Source organism: Maritimibacter harenae (assembly GCF_009882975.1).
In the GTDB taxonomy this organism is placed as follows: domain Bacteria; phylum Pseudomonadota; class Alphaproteobacteria; order Rhodobacterales; family Rhodobacteraceae; genus Maritimibacter; species Maritimibacter harenae.
Map to the genome: position 1 here is coordinate 199,174 of NZ_WTUX01000002.1, position 21,108 is coordinate 220,281.

22 protein-coding genes are annotated in these 21,108 nt (G+C 67.7%); 11 read left to right on the forward strand and 11 right to left on the reverse strand.

The window, feature by feature from the left end:
- Together GQE99_RS01005 and GQE99_RS01010 are read left to right on the forward strand one after the other, a co-directional pair.
- Positions 1–1,542: a hydantoinase/oxoprolinase N-terminal domain-containing protein gene (locus tag GQE99_RS01005; RefSeq protein WP_161349724.1), complete on the forward strand. Its 1,542-nt coding sequence runs from the start codon at positions 1–3 to the stop codon at positions 1,540–1,542.
- Positions 1,539–2,615, forward strand: a complete 1,077-nt coding sequence (locus tag GQE99_RS01010; protein ID WP_235917052.1) for a DUF917 domain-containing protein — start codon at positions 1,539–1,541, stop codon at positions 2,613–2,615. Before GQE99_RS01005 ends, GQE99_RS01010 begins: the two co-directional genes overlap by 4 nt.
- Here GQE99_RS01010 and GQE99_RS01015 read toward each other — a convergent pair.
- Complete coding sequence (locus GQE99_RS01015) at positions 2,591–4,099, reverse strand: helix-turn-helix domain-containing protein (RefSeq protein ID WP_161349725.1); 1,509 nt, start codon at positions 4,097–4,099, stop codon at positions 2,591–2,593. The genes GQE99_RS01010 and GQE99_RS01015 overlap by 25 nt on opposite strands.
- A gap of 244 nt (positions 4,100–4,343) precedes the next feature.
- On the opposite strand from GQE99_RS01015, the gene nirK reads away from it, so the two are divergent.
- Together nirK and GQE99_RS01025 are read left to right on the forward strand one after the other, a co-directional pair.
- Positions 4,344–5,462 carry a copper-containing nitrite reductase gene (nirK, locus tag GQE99_RS01020; protein ID WP_161349726.1) on the forward strand — a complete coding sequence of 373 codons (1,119 nt, stop codon included), beginning with the start codon at positions 4,344–4,346 and terminating at the stop codon, positions 5,460–5,462.
- A 69-nt stretch (positions 5,463–5,531) separates the two neighbouring features.
- Positions 5,532–6,317 (forward strand): formylglycine-generating enzyme family protein, encoded by a 786-nt coding sequence (locus GQE99_RS01025; RefSeq protein ID WP_161349727.1) that lies wholly within the window; start codon positions 5,532–5,534, stop codon positions 6,315–6,317.
- A 1-nt stretch (position 6,318) separates the two neighbouring features.
- Here the strand turns inward: GQE99_RS01025 and GQE99_RS01030 are convergent, their stop codons facing one another.
- Genes GQE99_RS01030 through GQE99_RS01055 form a run of 7 tightly spaced genes read right to left on the reverse strand, consistent with a single transcriptional unit; the run spans position 6,319 to position 11,896 of the window.
- Positions 6,319–7,014, reverse strand: coding sequence for an NnrU family protein (locus GQE99_RS01030; protein ID WP_161349728.1), 696 nt, complete (start codon positions 7,012–7,014; stop codon positions 6,319–6,321).
- Positions 7,011–7,235 carry an NnrT protein gene (locus GQE99_RS01035; RefSeq protein WP_161349729.1) on the reverse strand — a complete coding sequence of 75 codons (225 nt, stop codon included), beginning with the start codon at positions 7,233–7,235 and terminating at the stop codon, positions 7,011–7,013. The genes GQE99_RS01030 and GQE99_RS01035 overlap by 4 nt, the downstream gene beginning before the upstream one ends.
- The gene (locus tag GQE99_RS21230) at positions 7,232–7,405 is read right to left on the reverse strand and encodes a hypothetical protein (RefSeq protein ID WP_202530526.1); all 174 of its coding nucleotides are present in this window, start codon (positions 7,403–7,405) and stop codon (positions 7,232–7,234) included. The genes GQE99_RS01035 and GQE99_RS21230 overlap by 4 nt, the downstream gene beginning before the upstream one ends.
- 1 nt (position 7,406) lies before the next feature.
- Positions 7,407–9,287, reverse strand: a complete 1,881-nt coding sequence (locus GQE99_RS01040; RefSeq protein ID WP_407943780.1) for a nitric oxide reductase activation protein NorD — start codon at positions 9,285–9,287, stop codon at positions 7,407–7,409.
- The gene (locus GQE99_RS01045) at positions 9,287–10,081 is read right to left on the reverse strand and encodes a CbbQ/NirQ/NorQ/GpvN family protein (RefSeq protein ID WP_202530527.1); all 795 of its coding nucleotides are present in this window, start codon (positions 10,079–10,081) and stop codon (positions 9,287–9,289) included. Before GQE99_RS01045 ends, GQE99_RS01040 begins: the two co-directional genes overlap by 1 nt.
- Before the next feature lie 3 nt (positions 10,082–10,084).
- Complete coding sequence (locus GQE99_RS01050) at positions 10,085–11,431, reverse strand: cbb3-type cytochrome c oxidase subunit I (protein WP_161349731.1); 1,347 nt, start codon at positions 11,429–11,431, stop codon at positions 10,085–10,087.
- 12 nt (positions 11,432–11,443) lie between these two features.
- Positions 11,444–11,896, reverse strand: coding sequence for a c-type cytochrome (locus GQE99_RS01055; RefSeq protein WP_161349732.1), 453 nt, complete (start codon positions 11,894–11,896; stop codon positions 11,444–11,446).
- Positions 11,897–12,024: 128 nt separating this feature from the next.
- Here GQE99_RS01055 and GQE99_RS01060 point away from each other — a divergent pair, with 128 nt between their 5' ends.
- Complete coding sequence (locus GQE99_RS01060; protein WP_161349733.1) at positions 12,025–12,243, forward strand: hypothetical protein; 219 nt, start codon at positions 12,025–12,027, stop codon at positions 12,241–12,243.
- On the opposite strand, the gene GQE99_RS01065 is transcribed toward GQE99_RS01060, so the two are convergent.
- Positions 12,240–12,935 carry a Crp/Fnr family transcriptional regulator gene (locus GQE99_RS01065; protein WP_161349734.1) on the reverse strand — a complete coding sequence of 232 codons (696 nt, stop codon included), beginning with the start codon at positions 12,933–12,935 and terminating at the stop codon, positions 12,240–12,242. The genes GQE99_RS01060 and GQE99_RS01065 overlap by 4 nt on opposite strands.
- Before the next feature lie 98 nt (positions 12,936–13,033).
- On the opposite strand from GQE99_RS01065, the gene GQE99_RS01070 reads away from it, so the two are divergent.
- The 4 genes from GQE99_RS01070 to GQE99_RS01085 all read left to right on the forward strand — a co-directional run bounded on the left by GQE99_RS01070 (position 13,034) and on the right by GQE99_RS01085 (position 16,444).
- Positions 13,034–13,459 (forward strand): pseudoazurin, encoded by a 426-nt coding sequence (locus GQE99_RS01070; RefSeq protein WP_161349735.1) that lies wholly within the window; start codon positions 13,034–13,036, stop codon positions 13,457–13,459.
- Between the two features lie 76 nt (positions 13,460–13,535).
- A complete protein-coding gene (locus GQE99_RS01075) occupies positions 13,536–14,726 on the forward strand; it encodes an NnrS family protein (protein WP_161349736.1) in 1,191 nt (396 codons plus the stop codon).
- A 139-nt stretch (positions 14,727–14,865) separates the two neighbouring features.
- Positions 14,866–15,081: a hypothetical protein gene (locus tag GQE99_RS01080; protein WP_161349737.1), complete on the forward strand. Its 216-nt coding sequence runs from the start codon at positions 14,866–14,868 to the stop codon at positions 15,079–15,081.
- 73 nt (positions 15,082–15,154) lie between these two features.
- Positions 15,155–16,444 carry a PQQ-dependent sugar dehydrogenase gene (locus GQE99_RS01085; RefSeq protein ID WP_161349738.1) on the forward strand — a complete coding sequence of 430 codons (1,290 nt, stop codon included), beginning with the start codon at positions 15,155–15,157 and terminating at the stop codon, positions 16,442–16,444.
- 67 nt (positions 16,445–16,511) lie between these two features.
- On the opposite strand, the gene GQE99_RS01090 is transcribed toward GQE99_RS01085, so the two are convergent.
- Both GQE99_RS01090 and GQE99_RS01095 read right to left on the reverse strand, forming a co-directional pair.
- Positions 16,512–18,143, reverse strand: a complete 1,632-nt coding sequence (locus tag GQE99_RS01090; protein WP_161349739.1) for an autotransporter outer membrane beta-barrel domain-containing protein — start codon at positions 18,141–18,143, stop codon at positions 16,512–16,514.
- Between the two features lie 229 nt (positions 18,144–18,372).
- Positions 18,373–19,572 (reverse strand): benzoate/H(+) symporter BenE family transporter, encoded by a 1,200-nt coding sequence (locus GQE99_RS01095; RefSeq protein WP_161349740.1) that lies wholly within the window; start codon positions 19,570–19,572, stop codon positions 18,373–18,375.
- 238 nt (positions 19,573–19,810) lie between these two features.
- Between GQE99_RS01095 and GQE99_RS21680 the strand changes: the two genes are divergently transcribed.
- Together GQE99_RS21680 and GQE99_RS01105 are read left to right on the forward strand one after the other, a co-directional pair.
- Entirely contained in the window at positions 19,811–20,317 is a 507-nt protein-coding gene (locus GQE99_RS21680; protein ID WP_328794014.1) for a MarR family winged helix-turn-helix transcriptional regulator, read from the forward strand.
- Between the two features lie 394 nt (positions 20,318–20,711).
- Positions 20,712–21,089: a hypothetical protein gene (locus tag GQE99_RS01105; protein WP_161349742.1), complete on the forward strand. Its 378-nt coding sequence runs from the start codon at positions 20,712–20,714 to the stop codon at positions 21,087–21,089.
- The last annotated feature ends 19 nt before the right edge of the window (positions 21,090–21,108 follow it).

Below are 21,108 nucleotides of genomic sequence, written 5' to 3' on the forward strand. Positions count from 1 at the left end.
ATGATCCGTATCGGGGTCGATGTGGGCGGCACGAATACCGATGCTGTCGTCATGCGGGGCAAGAGCTTCGTGGCAGGGGCCAAGTCGCCCACCACGCCGGACGTGACCAGCGGCGCGAAGGCGGCCATCGCCAAGGCGTTGGAAGCGTCCGACGTCGCCGTGGACGCGGTCGACGCGGTGATGCTGGGGACCACCCATTTCGTCAACGCGCTGGTGCGCCGCCGTGATCTGTCGCCGACCGGGATCATCCGGCTCTGCCTGCCGTCGGGGTCCTCGCTGGTGCCCTTCGCCGACTGGCCGCGCGACCTGGTCGAGGCGATCGGCGGCAGGTACCGGCTGGTCGACGGCGGCTACGAGATGGACGGGCGCGAGATCGCCCCGCTCGACGAGGCGCAGGTGCTGAACGCCGTGGCGGAGCTCAAGGCCGAGGGCTGCACCGAGATCGCGATCTCGGCCGTCTTCTCGACCGTGCGCGGCGACATGGAGCAGAGAGCCGCCGACCTGATCCGCGCCGCGCATCCGGACCTTCAGGTCACGGTGAGCCAGGAAATCGGGCGTATCGGGCTTCTCGAACGGGAAAACGCGGCGATCATCAACAGCGCGCTGCGCCCGCTGGCGGTCGACGTGGTGGCGGCCTTCGGGCGGATGAAGGCCGACCTGGGTCTGACCTGTCCGGTCTTCTTCACCCGCAACGACGGCACGCTCATCGACACCGTGGAGGTGGAGCGCCTGCCGGTCCTGACCTTCGCCTGCGGCCCAACGAACTCCATGCGCGGAGCGGCCTTCCTGTCGGGCCTCGAGAACGCGCTGGTGGTTGATATCGGCGGCACGACGGCGGACGTCGGCGAGGTGCGCGACGGGTTTCCCCGCCTTGCGGGCACATCCGTCACCGTGGCCGACGTGCAGACCAACTTCTCCATGCCGGACGTGGTCAGCATCGGGCTGGGCGGCGGGTCCATCGTGAACGCGGACGCGGGCCGGATCGGGCCGGATTCCGTCGGGCTGGACCTTCTGACCAAGGGCGTCGTGTTCGGTGGAGACACGCTGACGGCCTCCGATGTCGCCGTGGCGGCGGGGCGCGCCGAGATGGGCACGCATCCGGCGCCAGCCATCGAAGACCTCGATGGCCTCGTGGCCGAGATGGACCGGATGCTCGGTGACGTGGTCGCACGCTCGCGCACATCGGCCGAAGAGATGCCCGTCCTCGCGGTCGGCGGCGGTTCGGTCCTCATGGGGCCGGTCGTCGATGGACTCGAAGTGGTGCGGCCCGCGCACCACGACCTGGCCAACGCCGTGGGCGCGGCCATCGCGCAGGTTTCGGGCGAGGTGTCGAAGATCGTTCAGTTGACCGACGACCTCGACCGCGACACGGCGATCGCGCAAGTGACGCAGGAGGCCTCGGACGCCGCCGTTTCGCGCGGAGCCGAGGCGGGGACGCTCACCGTCCTGTCCGTCTCGGACGTGCCGCTGGCCTACCTGCCCGGAAACAATCTCGCCATCAGCGTGACCGTGGTGGGCGACCTCAACCTGGAGACTGCATGATGACCCCTGTTCTGAACGTCGACAAACCCGCCCTGCGCCGCATCGCGCGCGGGGGCGCCGTGCTGGGCTCCGGCGGGGGCGGCGACCCCCACATCGGGCGGCTCATGGCCGAGCAGGAGCTGGGCGACGACAAGACGGTCTCGGTCGTCTCGCTCGACGACCTGCCGGACGACGCGCTGATCCTGCCCATCGCCATGATGGGCGCGCCGCACGTGATGCTCGAGCGCTTCCCCGCGGGCAACGAGATCCCGGCGCTGGTCGCCACGATGGAAAAGCTGATGGGGCGCGAAGTGTCGGCGATCCTGTGCATCGAGGCGGGCGGGTTGAACTCGGTCATCCCCTTCATCGCGGCCGCGCAGTTGGACTTGCCGATCATCGACGGTGACGCGATGGGCCGGGCGTTTCCCGAGCTCCAGATGGTGACCTTCACGCTCGCCGGTCTCAATGCCACACCGATGGCGATGTATGACGACAAGGGCAACGGGGCCACGTTCGACACAGTCTCGAACCAGTGGACCGAACGGCTGGCGCGCGCGCTCACCATCGAGATGGGCGGCGCGGCGATGGTCGGTCTCTACCCGGTCATCGCGGGCGAAATCCGCGATTGCCTGATCAAGGGCAGCCTGAGCCTTGCCCACCGGATCGGCGACCTGATCGAGACCTACGGCGGACAGGCCACCGAAACCCTGGCCTCGTCGCTGGGCGGCACGATGCTCTTTCATGGTCGCGTGCGCGACGTGGAGCGCCGGCTCGAAGGCGCTTTCGCCAAGGGCAGCGTGAAGATCGAGGGGCAGGGGGATTTCCGGGGCCGCAACGTGGTGCTGGGCTTCCAGAACGAGTTCCTCTCGGCCGAGGAAGACGGCCGGATGCTGGCCACCACGCCGGATCTCATCACGCTCATCGACGCCAACACCGGTGCACCCGTGCCCACCGACACGGTCAAGTACGGGCTGTCGGTGAAGGTGCTGGGCCTGCCCTGCGACCCGATCTGGCGCTCTGACGAGGGGCTGGCCATCGTGGGGCCGCGCTACTTCGGGATCGACGTGGACTACACGCCGCTCGACGTGGCCTGACCGATCCAGCCCAGGCGCTTCGCGGCATCGATCGCGTCGCGCCTGCGGCCAACGCCCAGCTTGGCGTAGATGCTCTTGAGGTGGAACTTCACCGTGGCCTCGCTCACACCGCGGGCGCGCGCCAGCGCCTTGTTGCTGGTCGCGTCCGGCAGCAGGCACAGGATGGCGTATTCGGCGCGGGTGAGCTCGGGCGGGGCCGGGTCCACGCGCTCCTCGGCCGCCAGCGGCGCGAGGTAGCCGTCGCGGATGCGCCGGGCACGGTCGATGAACCGCCGCCGGGCGCGGCATTCGGCGCAGAAGCGCGCGAAGGTCTCGCGCGCCGTGCTGAAGAGGTAGACCCAGCCCTCGGATTCGATCGTCTCGAAAACCGGGAGCAGATGGCGCGCCGCGGCGTCGAACCGGCCCTGCTGGATCGCGCGTTCCCCGCGCAGAAGCGCCTGTGTCGCGCGCAGCCGCGCCAGCGTGAGCGGCACCTCGGCGGCCGTGTCGCCCCAGTTGACCACCATCGAGGTGGTATTGGGCATGACGATCACGATGTGACGCTCGTCCAGTCCCAGCGGCGGGGGCGCACCGGGCGCGCGGCGCGGGCCCGCGTGGAAGAACTCGTCGCGCATCAGCTGCATCGCGGGCAGCACGTCGGTCATGCCGCGCACCCGCAGGATGGTCTCGAGTCCCGCGTGCCGTTCCAGCACGCGTTCGTCCTGCGCCGCCTGGCCCACGCGGAACTGGAGCGTGGCAAGCACGAGCAGCGTCTCGGGCCAGAATTCGCCGTGAACCATCGCGTCCTGCATCGGCTCCAGCGCCTCCGGGGCGGGCAGGATCCCGGTGCGCTCGGCATCGATCCACCAGCGCACCACGGTGACCATCGCCATTTCGCAATCCGGCGCGCCGGCCGCCTTGAAGCACCGCTCGCCGTCGTCCATCGCCAGACGCGCGGCCGCCAGATCGCCCGCGCTCACGTGCAGGAAGCCAAGGTGAAGGTGGATGAACCCCTCGAGGTAGTCCGAGCCGCACGCCCGGTAGGCCTCGATCGCGAGCTGCGCGAACTCGGCCGCCGGCGACAGGTCGAGGCGCCGGAACGCCACCATCAGGAGCATGTTGTAAATCGCCCCGTGACACACGTGATCGTCCGGGTCGAAAAGCGAGATCGCGTCGACGTAGCCCCACATCGCGTCCGGGCTCAGCGTCGTGTCATGGCCCATGTGCCCCAGCATCTCGATCACGATCAGCGGCGCGTGCTGCTCGGTCAGTGCCGTGCGCTGTTTCAGGAGAGGCATCTCCGGGTCGAGCCCCAGCGCGCTGAGCAGGTTCTCGTAGCGCTTCATCGCCTGGCGGAAGCGGCCCATCTTGTAGTCGATGAGGATCTTGACCAGCGTCGCGTCGAGCCCGTCGTCGGGCAGGTCGAAGGCATGCGCGTAGGCCGCGAGTGGGGACTTCAGGGCGGACCTGAAGGTAATCTCGCTCTCTGGTGCGGATGCGTCCAATCTCTCGTCCCCGGCGGCTGTGTCGCCGCGTCACGTCTGCGTTGCGGCAAGTCTATGCCGCGCAGGTTGCGTGCGGCAAGGCTTGCTGCGGCGCTAACATCGCCCGGGGCCATGCCTGCAAAGCACAAAAAATGTTCTCACTGGCTCGTTCATCGCCCCGAACCTTGCGTTTGCACAACATTCGGACGGCGATTGCTTGCTAGCTTTGGGTCAGACGCATTTTAGACCCAAAGGAGTAGGAAAAATGCTGACCCGTAGAGCCGCCCTGTTCGGAGCCGCCGGAATCGCTGCCGCGCCTCTGATCGCCACCGCCGCCAAAGCGGAGGAAGCCATGACCCCCGTGGCGGCCCCGGCCGATCTGTCGAAGCTCAAGCGCATCAAGCGCGAGCTGGTCGCGCCGCCGTTCGTTCACGAGCACGAACAGGTGGCCCCCGGCGACCCGCGGATCGTCGAGTTCGAGATGGAGATCGTCGAGAAGGAGATCGAGGTCGATCGTGGCGCTTATCTCCAGGGGATGACGTTCAACGGGTCCATCCCGGGACCGATGATGGTGGTCCACCAGGACGACTACGTGGAGCTCACGCTGATCAACCCGGCCCGGAACATGCTTCAGCACAACGTCGACTTCCACGCCGCGACCGGCGGCCTGGGTGGCGGGGCGCTCACGCTGGTGAACCCCGGCGAGAAGACGGTGCTGCGCTTCAAAGCGACCCGTTCGGGCACCTTCGTCTACCACTGCGCCCCCGGCGGCCCCATGATCCCGTGGCACGTCGCCGCCGGCATGGTCGGCACGATCATGGTCCTGCCGCGTGAAGGGTTGTCCGACCACAAGGGCCGCCCCGTCACCTACGACCGGGTCTACTACATCGGGGAAAACGAGTTCTACATCCCGAAGGACGAGAAGGGGAACTACAAGCGTTACGCCGACGTGGGCGAAAGCTATCCGGACACCGAGGAAGTGATGAACGGGCTGATCCCCAGCCACGTGGTCTTCAACGGCGCGGTGGGCGCGCTCACGGGCGACAAGGCGCTGACCGCCAAGGTCGGGGAAAAGGTGCTCTTCGTGCACAGCCAGGGCAACCGTGACACCCGTCCGCACCTGATCGGTGGCCACGGCGACCTGGTCTGGGAGCACGGCAAGTTCAGCAACGTGCCCGATCGTGACCTCGAGACCTGGTTCATCCGGGGCGGGTCCGCCGGCGCGGCGCTCTACGAGTTCCTTCAGCCTGGCCTCTACGCCTACGTGAACCACAACCTGATCGAGGCGGTGAACCTCGGGGCCACGGCGCACGTCAAGGTCGAGGGCGCCTGGAACAACGACCTTATGGAGCAGGTGGTCGCCCCGACCGAGATGATCAGCTGACGCGTTCGGCAATCGCATGACACCGGGGCGGCCGCGAAAGCGGCCGCCCCAATTTCGTTGGAGACTTCAATGACACCGATCCCCGCCATGACCCTTGTCGCGCTCGCAGGTTTCCTCGGCCTGTGGGGCGACGAGGCCCCCGACGTGGCGACGCCCGAACTGGTCGAGATCCCGTCCGGCACCGTCGCCTTCCGCCCCTTCGGCAACTTCAGTCACGCGGACAAGACCCGCACGCCGGCGGCCCGCGCGGTCGAGGTGGCGGGGTTCGAGATCATGAAATACCAGGTTTCGCGCTCTGATTGGCGCGCCTGCGTTGCCGCCGGCGCCTGTGACGGCGAACGGGCGCTCGACGGTGCGCTTCCGCAGACGCATGTCAACTTCCACGATGCGCAGGCCTATGCCGGGTGGTTGTCGCAGGCGACGGGCGACACCTGGCGCCTTCCGACCGAAGAAGAGTGGCAGCGCGCGGCGGCCGAACGCTATGGCGATGCCACCCCGCGCGGGACCGACGCTCTTGATCCCGGCGAGCGCATGCTCGAACAATACGAACGTGGCGTCCTGCTGCGTGACGGCACCAGCGCCGCGCTGCGCCCGGCCGGCGGCTTCGGCACGAACTCGATGGGCGTGGCCGACATCGCCGGCAGCGTGTGGGAGTGGACCAGCGGCTGCATGGAGACGGGCACGCTCGACGCGTCCGGACGGGTCATCGACAGCACGCCCTATTGCACCGTGCGCATGGCGGGCGGCCGTCACCGGGCCGGGATCATCGACTTCATCCGGGATCCGCAGGTGGGCGGCTGCGCGGTGGGGCTTCCGCCGGATTACCTTGGCTTCCGCCTGGTGCGCGAGCGCTAGCTCAGCCGGGCACCGGGGAGACGCCGATCACCGGCATGTGGAGCAGGTAGAGCCCGATCCAGATCGCCACGCCGACGCCCGCCCGCGTAACCAGCGCGCGGGCGTTCTTCGCGCGCCATGTCCGGTCGATGAGCGGGGCAGGGGACAGAAGCGCCGTCGCGGCGAAGAAGTCCCGCGCCTGCGCCGGTTCCAGCGCGCGCCGCGCCCGGGCGTCGAAGGCGGGGATCGCGGCGAGGGCCAGAAGGCCGAAGGCACCGAAGAGTATCACGTGCGCCAGATCGCCGTTCGGGAAGAGGTGCGCGATGGCCCAGAGCGCCAGCGCGAGAAAGAGGGGGTGGCGCGAGAGCGCCGCGAGCCCTGGGTCGGAGGGGTCGAACACCGCGTTGCGCCGCCCCCCCAGCGTGTAGGGCTGGCCGAGCCCCGCGCCGATCGCGGCCAGCACCATCGCCACGGGCATCGCGAGGTTGGGGACCCAGCGCGTCCAGGGCATCTGGGGCCAGAGCTCCACGTAGGGTGCGCGCCCGGCGGCCGAGATGACCCAGACCAGCAGCGCGAGCGAAAGAAGCCCGTAGACGGAGAAATAGGCGCGCCGCCCGACCGCGGCGATCAGCCGGTCGCGCAGGCCCCCGACACGCGGCAGGAAATGGCTCCCCACGAAGAGGGCCAGCGCGAGGGCGTATTCGCTCCAGCCGGTCACGACGCCTCCGCGCGGGCGATGAGGTTGCGGATGTGGCGGGCGAAGGCCCAGGTGACCGGAATGCCGGTCACGAAACCGCCCACCACCGACTCGTAGGGCGTGAGAACCCGCCAGCCGACCCAGCTTGCGATCAGCGAGGCGAAGAAGAGGTTCACCGCCATCGCGCCCGCCCCGAAGGGATAGAGCGCAAGGTTCAGCTTGAGAAATCCCAGCCGGGTCATCTGCGGCGCACCAGCAGGTGCACGGCCAGCAGCGCGGCGATCAGCGCGAGCGAGGCCATGAGGAACCAGAATTCGGCCACCTCGGTCTGGGCCTGCGGCACCGGGCGCTCGAAGCTCGCGGCGAGAAGGGGCGTGGGCAGGGCCACGGCAAGGGCGATCAGGCGTTTCATGTCAGCTCTCCTGTGTGAGGGTTTGATAGATGTCGGGCAGGGCCCGGGGCAACCGGTCGGCGTGGGGCAGGAGGGTGAAGCCCGCGCGGCCGAAGATGCGCGCGAACCAATCCTGCCCGTCCGCATCCACGACCACGCTGTGCACGGCCTGTCCCAGTGAGCGGGCTTCGCGCACGGCCATGCGGCTGTCCTCGATCCCGTGCTGGCCTTCGTAATGGTCGAGGTCGTTGGGCTTGCCGTCGGTCAGCACCAGAAGCAGGCGGCGCGTCGCGCCTTCATCGGCCAGTTGCGCGCTCGCATGCCGGATCGCGGCGCCGAGGCGGGTGTAGTGGCCCGGGCGGAAACCACCGATCCGGGCGGTCACGGTCTCTCCCATCGGCTCGTCGAAGGCCTTGGCCTTGGTGAGGAAGACCCGGTCGCGGCGCAGCGAGGAAAAGCCCCAGATCGCCAGCCGGTCCCCGGCGGTGTCGATGCCCGCGCCGAGGGCGGCCAGCGCCTCGCGCGCGACCTCGATCACCGAACGGTCGCCCAGGTGCGCCTCGGTCGAGCGCGAACAATCCATGAGGATGGCCACCGACAGGTCACGCGCCATCGGCCGGGTTGCCTGCCAGATCCGGTCGCTTCCCTCGCGCCCGGCGGCGATGTCTGCGCGCGAGGCCACGACCGCGTCGAGGTCGAGGTCGTCCCCGTCGATCTGTCGCGGCAGGATCACGCGGCGCGGATGGAGCGGCGCGAACTGCCGCTTGACGCGTGCCACGAGCTTCGGATCGGGGCGATACCCCTCGGCGGGTACCGCCGGGGCCTCGAGCACACGGGTGTGGTCGGCCATGTAGTCGCCGCTGCGGCGGTTCCATTCGGGGTAGGTGAACTTGCCCGCCAGCCGCTCGTGTTCGGCGTCCTGCGGCGACAGGTCCAGCGACAGGCGCAACCGCGTGGCCGCGCGCTTGGAGTTCTTGCTCAGCGTGATCTCGTCCTGGTCGTCGGCCGCCTTCTGGGCGTTCTCGTCGTCGTCGTCCTCGACCATGCGGTTGAGGTTGAGGCTTTCGGCCCAGGACAGGATCGACTCGAAACGGTGGACGATGAAGCTGTCGCGGCGCTCGGCCTGGTCGCGGTCTTCGCGGCGTCCGGCCTTGCGGCCGTCCATCGCGGGCGCCGGCGCTTCGGGGGGAACATCGTCGTTTGCGGCTGCCTTGCCGGGGGCCGGATGTGTCAGGCGCAGCCAGATCGGGACCGGCGCATAGGTGCGGTAGCCGCGCGGGGCGGGGCAGTCGAGACATTCCTCGTCGCGCGATTGCCCCGCGAGCTGGTCGAGGATCAGGCGTTCGATCCCGGCCTCGCAGCGTGGCAGGCCCGTGCGCTTGCGGCTTTCGACCAGATGGGCGCACATCGCCGCGTAGGGCGCGCGCAGGCCGGGGCAGGCGGCATAGACGCGATCGGAGGCGATCGCGATGGCGGCGATTTCCGCACGGTCGGCCGACAGCGGGTCGGACAGCGGCCGCGGGCGCTCCACGACAGCGGCGAGTGCGGCGAGCCAGAGGTAGGCCGCGCGGTTCAGTGCGCGGTCGGGAAAGGTCGCGATGACGGGAGGCAGGCCGAGCCTGTCTCCGTCGAAGCCCGCCACGTGGGCGCGTTCGCGCGCGGTGCCGAAGCGGCGCGCGCCCAGCACGCGGTGGGGCGAGGCGGTGGCGGCGACCGGGCCGATCTCGACCCCCGGTTCGCCGCCGAGCGCGCGGTAGAGCGTGGCGACGCTGGCGTGCACGCGCGCCAGCTCCACTGCGCAGTCATCGTGGGTGGTCTCGGCGCCCGCCCGTGACACGAGATCGTGCCACAGGCTGCCCACTGCCTCTTCGGGTTCGAGAAAATCGAGGGGGGTCATGCGCATCACCCGTAGACGCTGGCGGCCAGGTCACGCAGCGCCTGCTGCGTGTCGGGCTCGTCCGACAGGGGTTCGATCACCGCCGTCTCGAGCGCCCGGTCGACGCGCATGCCGCCCGCGATCAGGGTCGCGGCGTAGATCAGGAGGCGGGTCGACACCCCTTCCTCGAGATCCATGCCGGACAGCGCCCGCACGTGACCGGCGAGCCTGACGAGTGCGGCCGCGCGGCCCTCGTCGAGCCCGGATTCGCGCGCCACGACGCCTGCCTCGATGGCCGGGTCCGGGAAGTCGAAGCCGATCGACAGGAACCGCTGCCGCGTCGAGGGCTTCAGCTTCTTCAGCACGTTCTGGTAGCCGGGGTTGTAGCTCGCCACCAGCATGAAGCTGTCGGGGGCGCGCAGCTCCTCGCCGGTCCGGTCGATGACCAGGCGGCGCCGGTCGTCGGTGAGCGGGTGCAGGACGACGGTGACGTCCTTGCGCGCCTCCACCACCTCGTCGAGGTAGCAGATCCCGCCCTCGCGCACCGCCCGGGTGAGCGGGCCGTCGACCCAGACCGTTTCGCCCCCCTTGATGAGGTAGCGTCCGATCAGGTCCGCGGCCGACAGGTCGTCATGGCAGGCCACGGTGTGGAGGGGCAGGCCCAGCCGGGCCGCCATGTGCTCCACGAAGCGCGTCTTGCCGCAGCCGGTCGGCCCCTTCAGAAGAAGGGGCAAACCGTTGTTTTGGGCCAGTTCGAACACGTCGCATTCGTCCGATTGGGCCGTGTAGAAGGGCAGGTCGTTGATCATGTCCAGCGTCATGGCTCACTCTCCTGCCGGCACGGCCGCGGGGCCGGGCTTGACGACTTCGCGGCGCACCACCGTCATCGAATAGAGGAACAGGAGGGCACCCAGCACCACCGCCACGCCGGAGCCGAAGCGCATGATGTAGAACAGGTCGAGCTGGTCCTGCACGTCCATGTAGTATTCGCCCAGGATCCGCTGCATGTGCGTCTGGATCGTGCCTGCGAAGGTCAGGGTGAAGGTCATGAACGCCATGCCGCCCGTCATCAGCCAGAACGAGGCCATGTTGAGCACCTGGTTGTAGGGCGCGCGCTTGAGCAGTTGCGGCATCGCGTAGGTGAACATCCCGAGGTTCAGGGCGACGTAGGCGCCGTAGAACGCGAGGTGCCCGTGAGCGGCCGTGATCTGCGTGCCGTGGGTGTAGTAGTTCACACCGTGCAGCGTGTGCAGGAAGCCCCAGACGCCCGCACCGAAGAAGGCGACGGTGGACGACCCCAGCGACCACAGGAGCGCGGCGCGGTTCGGGTGGTTCTTGCGGCCCTTCCAGACCATCACGAAGGCGAAGGTCATCATGGCGAAGAATGGGATCACCTCGAGCGTGGAGAAGATCGAGCCGATCCACTGCCAGTAACCGGGGGTGCCGATCCAGTAGAAGTGGTGCCCGGTGCCCAGGATGCCCGAGAACAGCGCCAGCGCGACGATGACGTAGAGCCACTTCTCGACGACCTCGCGGTCGACGCCGGTGAGCTTGAGCATCAGGAAGCCCAGGATGGCGGCCATGACGAGTTCCCAGGTGGCTTCCACCCACAGGTGCACGACCATCCACCAGTACATCTTGTCGAGCGACAGGTTCACCGGGTTGATGAAGGCGAAGACCCAGAGCAGGCAGAGAAGCCACAAGCCCATCAGCAGGATGTTGGTGATCGCCGTCTTACGGCCCGCGAGTGCGGTCAGCGAGATGTTCACGAGGAAGATCACCGCGGCCACGAGGATGCCGAACTTGACCCAGAGCGGTTGTTCGAGGAACTCGCGCCCGCCGTGAATGCCGACGAGGTAGGAGCCGACCGCCCCCAGCGTGCCCACAAGCAGGATGATAAGCTGGATGTAGGCGAGCTTTGGCGAGAAAAGCTCCCGCTCCGCTTCTTCCGGGACGAGGTAGTAGGCTGCACCGAAGAAGCCCAGAAGGAGCCAGACGATCAGCGCGTTGGTGTGGATCATGCGAACCACGTTGAAAGGAAGGATTTCCGAGAGCGTGTTGGGCGAGATGTAAATCCAGCCTGCGAGCAGCCCGCCCAGCACCTGGATGCCGAAAAGGGCAGCGGCGGCGAGGAAGTAGTACTTCGCCACGGATTGCGATTGGTATTTCATGTCGGTGTCTCCTCAGCCGGCGTCGTTCGGCGGCCAGTTCTGGGTGTTGGTCTGGTCGGCCCAGCGGAGGAATTCGGCCAGGCCGCGCATTTCCTCTTCGGTGATCTCGAAATGCGGCATCTGCCGGCGGCCCTCGATTCCCGACGGCTGTGCCTCCATCCAGCCCTTGAGCACTTCGTAGGCCATCTCGGGGTCTTCGATGACGCCCCAGCGGGTCATCACGTTGCCCACTTCGGGGGCGAAGTATGCGCCTTCCCCGTGCAGCGTGTGGCAGTTGATGCAGGAGTGGCGTTCCCACACCTCCTTGCCCAGCTTGATCTCTTCGGTGATCGGCGCGCCCGCGGTCGACGTCTTGACGATGTAGCGGTGGCTTTGCGCCGTGAGGGCCACGAACACGACGACGAAGAAAAGGCTTCCCCCGTAGAACACGTTCCTGGCCCGTGATTTCGTGAATATCTCTGACATGTCACGGTCCCGGTTGTTGGTGTCGATGGCAGACCCCTACCGGGGCCGGGACGCGCCGATGTTGCGCAAACGCAAAGAACGGGTGGAATGCACGCGGCAGGGTGGGTCCAGTGAAGGAGCCCACGAGAATGCGCCGTAGACCTGATTTCGATGACCCGGACCTGCCGCTGGCGACGCTGTTCGCCACGTGGCCCGACCTCGTGGAGCCCTTCATCGCACGCAAGATGCTGTGCCCCGGCTGCCTGGTGGCGCCATTTCACACGATCACGGATGCCTGCGAGGAATACGACCTGGAGGAAGACGCGTTCCGCGCCGAGTTGCGCGCGCGGGTGGCCGAGAAGCTCTAGCCGTGCGCGCCGCTCAGGAGCACCAGCTCGTGGGGTCTCGTGACCACCACGTGTTTGCGCCGTGAGGACACCACCCCGGCCTTCTCCCAGGCCGAGAGCAGGCGGCTCACGGTGTGCAGCGTCGTCCCGGTCATGTCCGAGATGTTCTGGCGCGTGACGGGAAAGCCGATCTCGATCCCCTCGTCGGTGCGCCGTCCGCTCTGGTTCATCATCCGCAGAACGGCGCTCGCCACGCGTTTCTCGACGGCCTGGGTGGCCATCTCGGTCAACGTCATCTGGATTTCGCCCAGCCGCTTGCCCAGCGTCCGGTAACTTTCGGTCGCGAAGCCCGGGTACTCGCCGGTAAACTTCTCCCACAACGACATCGGCCAGGACAGCGCGATCGTCTCGGCCGCCGCGATGGCGGTGGCGGGATAGGTGTCGCGCGCAAGCGCCTTGGCGATTCCGAAGAGCTGCCCGGGCGAGATGTGGAGCACGATGATCTCTTCGCCGCCCTCCGTGGCGCGCACCACGCGCAGGTAGCCGTCGAGAAGGAGGAAAAAGCGGTCCGCGTCGTGCCCCTCGCGGAAGATCGCCGCGCCCTCGTCATACCGGCGCGACACCGCGTGATCGAGGATCTCGCGAATCTGGCCGCGGTCGAGCTGGCTGAACGGGGGAAGGTCCACCAGGAGGCTTTCGTCGAGTTTTGGCACGAATGATCCGCGAGTTTGTCGAAATGCAACGTTCGGCGCCGGCAAATACCGCAAAACCCGCTCAGACGAAACAACAGACATGAACAAAGGATGCTCTGATGAAACCGCTTCTTCTCTCCGCCGCGCTCGCCCTCGTCGCCTTCGGCGCCCAGGCCGAGACATACGAGGTCAAGATGCTCAACAAGGGCGAGGCCGGCGCGATGGTTTTCGAACCCGCCTTCGTCCAGGCCCAGCCCGGTGACGTGATCCGTTTCGTCCCCACCGACCGTGGCCACAACGTCGAGGACATCGACGGGATGCTGCCCGAAGGGGTGGAGGGCTTCCGCACCAATTTCAACGAGGAATTCGAGCTGACGGTCGACGCCGAGGGCCTCTACGGCATCAAGTGCACCCCGCACTACACGATGGGCATGGTCGCCCTGATCCAGGTGGGCGAGCCGGTGAACCTCGATGACGTTGCCGACCTTCGCCAGAAAGGCAAGGCAAAGGCCCGGATGGCCGACCTGATCGCACAGGTGCAGTGACGTCCCGTCCCTTCGTCACGGCACAAGGAAGGGCGGCGCGGCCTGCGCCGCCCTTTTAACACTGGAGGAACCGCACATGTCCGACCGCCGCACATACACCGGCCCTGCGCTTCTGTCCGCCGGTTTCCGTCCCTTCTTCCTGCTGGCAAGCCTCTTCGGCGCGACCGCGATCGCGCTGTGGCTCGCGGTGTGGGACGGGGCGCTCTCCATCACGTCCGTCTTCGCGCCGGTGGACTGGCACGTTCACGAGATGATCTTCGGCTACGGCGCGGCCGTGGTCGCTGGGTTCCTCTTCACCGCCGTTCCCAACTGGACCGGCCGGCTGCCGACACGCGGCTGGCCGCTGGCCACGCTGGCCCTTGTCTGGATCGCTGGACGCCTCGCCGTGGCGGGGCTTCTCGGCTTGGGCCCCGTCGCCGCTCTTGTCGTCGATCAGCTCTTCCTGCTCCTCGTCGGCGCGATGATCGCGCGCGAGATCGTGGCGGGACGCAACTGGCGCAACCTCAAGGTGCTGATCCCCGTCACGCTGTTCTGGGTCGCCAACATCGCCTTCCACGTCGAGGCCCTGCGCACCGGTGTCGCGCTGACCGGGCATCGCGCGGGCATCGCGATCCTGATCTTCCTGATCATGCTGATCGGCGGGCGGATCCTCCCGAGCTTCACCCGCAACTGGCTCGTGAAGGCTGGGCACGCGGACCGGCCCGTGCCGTTCGGACGCTTCGACGGCTTCGCGATCTTCACGGGGGTCGCGGCGTTGGTGTTCTGGGTGGGCGCGGCATCCGGCCTGACGGCGGCACTGGTGATGCTCATGGCCGCGGCCCTGCATGTGGCGCGTCTCCTGCGCTGGCGTGGCTGGCTGACCTGGCGTTCGCCGCTTCTTCTGATGCTCCACGTCGCCTATGCCTTCATCCCGGCCGGGTTCACCGTCGCGGCCCTGTCGGCCGTGGGCGCCGCGACCCCGGCGGCCACGGCGCACGTGCTTGCGATCGGCGCGGTGGCGAGCATGACCGTGGCCGTGATGATCCGCGCCACGCTGGGTCACACCGGCCGCCCGCTTGAAGCCGGCCCCTTCCTCACGGCCGCCTTCGCGGCCCTCGTCATCGCCACGGGTCTTCGCGTCGCCGCCGAGGTGATGCCGGGCCTGCACGGTGCCTTCGTCAACATGGCGGGGACCCTTTGGGTGGCGGCCTACCTTGGCCTCTCGGGCGGGCTGATCGTCCCGGTCGTGATGCCCAAGCCCGACGCGCGGCGACCGTCCGGCGGCTGACCCTGATGCGACAAAATGTTCATAAATTCGCATTGGTGCATGAAATCGTGCGATGTAGCGTGGAGAGATCGAGACCGCGGGCATGGCCCGGGGGCCGGGACCGGCCCCCCACCGGCGGACCTGCAAAGTGAGGTGGCACATGATCCTGAACGGGCATCCTGTCGAAGGCGAGGTGTTTCACACCCGCCACCTGGCCACGGGCGAGGCGTTCCTCGCCGCGATATTCGCGACCCCGGTCGCGGCCCGCTCGGGCGACACGGTCTCCGTGCCCCGGCACGGCCGGCACGTGATTTCCCACTCCACCCGTTTCGGCGTGAACACGGTGTTCTTCCTGACCCCCGTGGGCACCGCCTGACGCGCCCCGAACGACGGTGCTGTCATGGCCCCCTGATCTCCGGTAGTCTGGCCCCGGAGAAAAGGAGGCCATCATGGATCTTATCGCGAAGGCGACCTCGGTCGTGGGCGGCACGATCGCGTTCATGCGGCGCATGGGATCGCCCGCACAACAGGCGTTCGGCGCCACCCCGGACATCCCCGAGGCACGCGCGCAGGGGATCATGACGCTGAAGATGCCCGCCGCGGAGGGCTGGAAGGACGGTCACGTCCCGACCTGTGCGCCGGGGCTCAAGGTGAACGCCTTCGCCTCGGGGCTGGACCACCCGCGCTGGATCGAGGTGCTGCCGAACGGCGACGTCCTGGTGGCGGAATCGAAAGAGCAGGCGGGGCCGCCCAAGACGCTGATGGACCATGCCGCCCAGGCAACGATGCGGCGGGTGAAGGCGATCGGCAAGAGCGCCAACCGTGTCAGCCTGTGGCGCGACGCCGACGGGGACGGCGTGGCCGAGATCCGCGAAGTCTTCGTCGAGAACCAGAACCAGCCCTTCGGCATGGCGCTGGTGGGTGAGCGCTTCTACCTCGGCAACACCGACGGCATCCGCGTTTTCGATTACACCCCGGGCGCCACGTCGCTCTCGGGCAGCGGTGAACAACTCGTCGATTTCAAGCCGCACGGGCACTGGACGCGCAGCCTCCTCGCCTCGCCCGACGGGACCAAGGTCTATGCCGGCGTCGGCTCGCTCACCAACATCGCCGACCAGGGGATGGAGGTCGAGGAGGGCCGCGCGGCGATCTGGGAGCTCGACGTGGCGAGCGGCGAGGCGCGCGTCTTTGCCTCCGGCCTGCGCAACGCGGTCGGCATGGCGTGGGAGCCAGAGACGGGCAAGCTCTGGACCGTGGTCAACGAACGCGACGGGCTGGGCGACGAGACCCCGCCCGACTACCTCACCTCGGTCGAGGAGGGGGGCTTCTACGGCTGGCCCTACTGCTACTGGGGCCAGACGGTCGACGACCGCGTCCCGCGGGATCCCGAGATGGTCGCGAAGGCGATCAAGCCGGACTACGCGCTGGGCGGTCATACCGCGTCGCTCGGCCTGTGCTGGATGCCCGACGGCACGCTCCCGGGCTTCGGCGCCGGCATGGTCATCGGTCAGCACGGATCGTGGAACCGCTCGAAACTCTCCGGCTACCGGCTGATCTTCGTGCCGTTCGAGAACGGCGCGCCGAGCGGCCCGTCGCGCGACATCCTGTCGGGCTTCCTGTCGGAGGACGAGAAACTGGCCTACGGCCGCCCGGTCGGCGTGACCGTCGGCCCGGACGGCAAATCGCTCCTGATGGCCGACGACGTGGGCGACATCATCTGGCGCGTGACCGGGGCTTGAGCCGAGAGAAAGAAAAGGGGGCGCAGAAGCGCCCCCTCGTGTCATTCCGCCTGTCGGGTGGTCCCGGTCAGAACGTGAGGCCGACCGTCAGGTTGCCTTGCGCCGAGCGGTTCGTGGTGCCCAGGCCGCGACCCGAGAAGCTGGCATCGACGTTGATGCCGTTGGGCGCGGTGAACGAGAACCCGGCGCCGACCACGCCGCCGAGGCGGCTGTTGTCGTAGGCGGTCGCGAAGAGGGCGATCGAGTTGTCGCCATTGGTGCGCACGTAATCCATGCCGGCCAACGCGTAGAACGCGCCGCTGCCCTCGGGCGTCGTGAAGGATTGTTCAAGCCGCGCGGTGGCTTCGCCGCGCACGAACCAGGACGGCTGCACCGTGATCGACTGGCCCATGCCGGTCAGCGGTTCGTAGAACTCCTTGCCCGCCGCCACGCTCGCCTGCGGAACGATGGACAGGCCCGGCTGGCCAAGCGCGACGCGCCCCTCGACCGTCAGCTCGCCCGAGAAGCGGTTGCTGGCCGAGGTGAACGTGCCCAGCGGCATGGTCACGCTGTCATAGGTCGTGCGGGTGTAGTTGGCCGACGCGGTGACGAGAAGGTTGTCGTTGATCTCGTAACCCACGTAGGGCGACACGGTGTAGCCCGTGGCGGAGGTCGCCAGCTTGCCCGTCTGAAGGCTCGACTGCGTATAGGCGAAGGACAGGCCCCCCAGGAACTCCGGGGTCAGGCGGTAGTCGCCGCCGACGTGGAAACCGTGGGTGACGCCGGTCATCGCCGGGCCCGCGTTCCCAGTGGTGGTCACGGCGCTGGCCGTGGCCCAGGTGGAGAAGCGGTCGCCGGTGCCGAGGTCGCCGCTGCCCTTGGTCGACATGCGCTCGACCTGCTGGCCGTAGGCGAAGGCCTTGCGCACCTGCTCGGTCGTCAGGTCCGATTGGGTGCCGGTCTGCATCAGGCCGATTTCCGATCCCGTGATCTGCTGATCGTTCGCCATCCCCTCGAACGGGTTGAGCGGGTTTCGTGCGGAGGTCGGGGAGGTGACGAGGATCGTCATGCCGTCGGTCATGACCTGCTCGTTGGCGAGGTAGGCCACGCCGTCGGTGTAGGTCCCGTTCTGGATGCCGACGGTCGCCCGCGCGCCCGCCTCGGCCGAAACGCGGTCATAGGCCATGACGATCGTTCCGTCCCGCAACAGCATCACGTTGTAGCGCAGGGGCGCATTGTCATCCGTTGTACCGGCGCCAGCAAAATGCACGGCGTTCCACTGGGCAACGTAGGTCTCCGTGCCGATCGGGCTCGAGGCCTGATCGAAATATTGCCCGTAGACGTTGGCGACTGTGTCGTCGTGATAGGGATAGATACGGGCGCCGGAACCGGTACTCGGGGCAGTCGGCAAGACAGCATCGTTGGAAAGATCCGGCCCATAGTCGATCGAAGAGGTCGAGATGTAGCCGTTCGTCGCGAACGTCAGGTTGGTGTAATCCGTGCCGTAGAACGGAAATACAAGGCCGCCTAGCGATACGTTCCGGGCAGAAACGTCATCGCCGAAGACAAGGTGCGTCCCCGTGCCGGCGATGTCGTGGAACAGGTCCGTGGGGATGGTCGGGTCGAACTTGGAGCTCGTGATCGAATTCCCGTATGAATCCGATCCGGGCGCTTCCGCCAGGGCCATTCCGGAGATGCAGGCGAGGGCGGTTCCGGACATGAGGACATGCCGAAGGACGCGATTTGCAGTGGTCATTGGTACCCCTAATCACTCGTGAAAAACAAAACTGCTTGGCTTATCCGATAGGTCGTACCGGAAGTTCAAAGGGGTAATGGACCTGTTCGATCAGGTGTTGCCCGCGCAACACGCAAAACGTGTGCGAGAGCGGGTGGCTGTCCGCTTGGTTGCGCCGTGTGCACGTGACGGACGCCGTCCAAGGACCGCGAGATCACTCCTTGGCAAAGGAGTCCCGCTCCAACAGGAGGCTCGCCAGGAGGCCGAAGACGAGGCCCCAGAACGGTGCGCCGATGTTGAAGATCGGCAGGCCCGCCAGCGTGACGAGGAAGGCGACGAGGCCGCCCAGCGGGAAGGTCGGGCCGAACGACGTCTGGAACGCGGCCTGCAGCGTGCGCAGGAGGGCGAGCCCGGCCAGCGTGCTCAGGAAGGCCGCGGGGGTGGCGAGGAGCAGGCTCGTCACCACGGGCGCGAAGACGCCGAACAGGATCGCGAAACTGCCCAGGAGGACGGCGGCGAGCCACTGACGTTCGCGCGCACCGCCGGAGACGAGGATCGCGTTCGAGGGACCCGTGAGGCAGGAGGACACGCTGCCGAAGGCGGCCGCCACCAGCGAAGCGCCGCCGCAGGCCGTGGTGATCGCGTTCACCGGCGGCGTGTGACCGGCCGCGCGCAGGATCACGATGCCCTGGGCGTTCTGGGCGGCGATGACGGTGATCGCCAGCGGAACCACCAGCTCCAAAGTGGCCGCGAGCGTGAACTCGGGCGCGTAGAGCTGCGGGGCTGCGAAGATGCGGTCACCGTTCAAGGCGGGGGCGGCGCCGTTGCCCTGGTAGGCGAGGATCGCGAGTCCCACGATCAGCACCCCGATCATCGGCGGGAAGACCTTCTGCGCGCGTGGCATGGCGGTCAGCGCGAAGAACGTGGCGGTCATCGCGGCGACCAGCACGAAGTCGGTCTCGAAGGCGAGGATCCAGTCCAGCCCGAATTGCACGAAAACCCCCGCGACCATGCCCATCACGATGGGCATCGGCAGCCGGTCCATCGCGGCCTTCACCCAGCCGGTGAGCCCGAGGACCAGCAGAAGCGCGGCGGTCAGGAGGTAGGCCCCGACCACCTCGGCCAGGCTCATGCTCTCGAGCGCGGTGCCGACCAGCACGGTGCCCGGGATGGTCCAGAAGAACGCCAGCGGCTGGCGGAAGGCCACCGACATGCCGATGCTGAGCGCGCCGTTCACCACGAAGGCCGCGAAGATCCAGGAGGCGAGGTCCACCTCGGTCAGCCCGCCGTGCACGCCCGCGCTCAGGATGATCGCCACGGGGGCGGAGGCGGCGAAGAGGAAGGCGACGAAGGCGTTGACCGTCTCCGTGACCGGCAGCCGGCTCACGGGTGTGTCGTCGTTTCGGTCCGTCATGCGTGCCTCCCACCGTCCCGGTCCGGGGGTTTCGCGCCCCGTCTTCGCGATTGGGTAGCCGCGTTTGTGCCACAGGGTCAACTTGGTGTGCCACGATGGGGAGCAGCCGCGACATGTCGTCGGCGCGGCCCGCACGAGGCGGGACGAGATGCACGCGCGGCGCGTCCGCCGCCTTGACTTGGGGCGCCGATCCGGACAATCGAGGGCACGTCCCGTCCCTTGGAGGAGGATCCGCGCAGTGAAAGGCGACAAGACACTCTGCCCAGAGGGCCGCATTTCGAGCCCGACCCGCCGCCACGCGGACGGGCGAGAGATCGTCGATATCGACACCTACATCCCGTATTTCCTGTCCTCGGTGAACAACGCCCTCTCGCTTGGTGCGTCCTCGGAATACCTCGCCGAGTTCGGGGTCGGCATCGCCGACTGGCGCGTGATTTCCATGCTGGCGATCGAGCCGCGCATCCCGGCCGCGCGCATCGTGGAGGTCATCGCGATCGACAAGGGGGCGGCCAGCCGGTCGCTCAACAAGCTCGACGAGCTGGGTCTGGTGGATTTCGAGGCGATGGCCAGCGACCCGCGGCGGCGGATCTGGGAACTCAACGACGCCGGCTACGAGATGCATGACCGCATCCTTGCCGCCGCGCTGGAGCGCGAACGCAAGCTGATCGAGGGCGCCGACCCCGACGACCTCGAGGCGTTCCTGCGCGTCATCCGCATCATGCGCCGGAACGTCGACCGGCTGTGAGGCATGCCGCTCCGGACGTTCCGAGGGGAGAGCGCTGCTTTCGTCGCACCGGAGCCGCGCGGACATGATCGGGCGCTCTTTCGGGGCGCCAGCCTCCCGAAACATCTCCGGAACGGTGCAGGGGATCGGGCGCGGCAGGAGGCGAAGTGATTCGGCAATATCGCTTTGAACAATGAACAACCACGGCGCGTATGACCCTGCGTCAACCAAGCGGGGAAGCTGTGCCGGCGCGCCGAAATGCCGATTTTGGGGCTTTCCGGTTTCGGATCTTAATACAATTTCAACGCCCGTCTCGCAGTGTCGCCATTTCGGTCATGGGTGTAGACAGGTTATCCCTACCTCCCGTATTTTCATGATTATTGAAAACAAAATTGAATGATTCTGGGGACGGAAGATGAACCATCAGATTTCCGACGCGCGGATATTTGCCGGCGCGGAGCGGATCGACACGAGCCAGCCAAGAGACGGTGACGACGCCGGGTCCGACGACCATATCGTCATCAACGAGACCGTTCTGCGGGCCCTGACCGATCCGAGCTGGGACAAGGACGTGGACCAGGCGAAGCTGGTTCTCGACCAGATGGAATTCCGCAGCGCCGCCCCGCTGGGTCAGCGCATCGCCACCCGGATCGTGGAATCGAACGCCGTCCTCGGGCTCGCCATCGTGGCCACGATCGGCATGATGATCTTCCTGCTCGGCAGTGCCTTCGGGGCGCCCTTCGGCCCGCTGACCGACACGGTCGCGGGGTTGCCGTCGGTCATGGGGGACTGACGGCCACGGGGACCGCGCG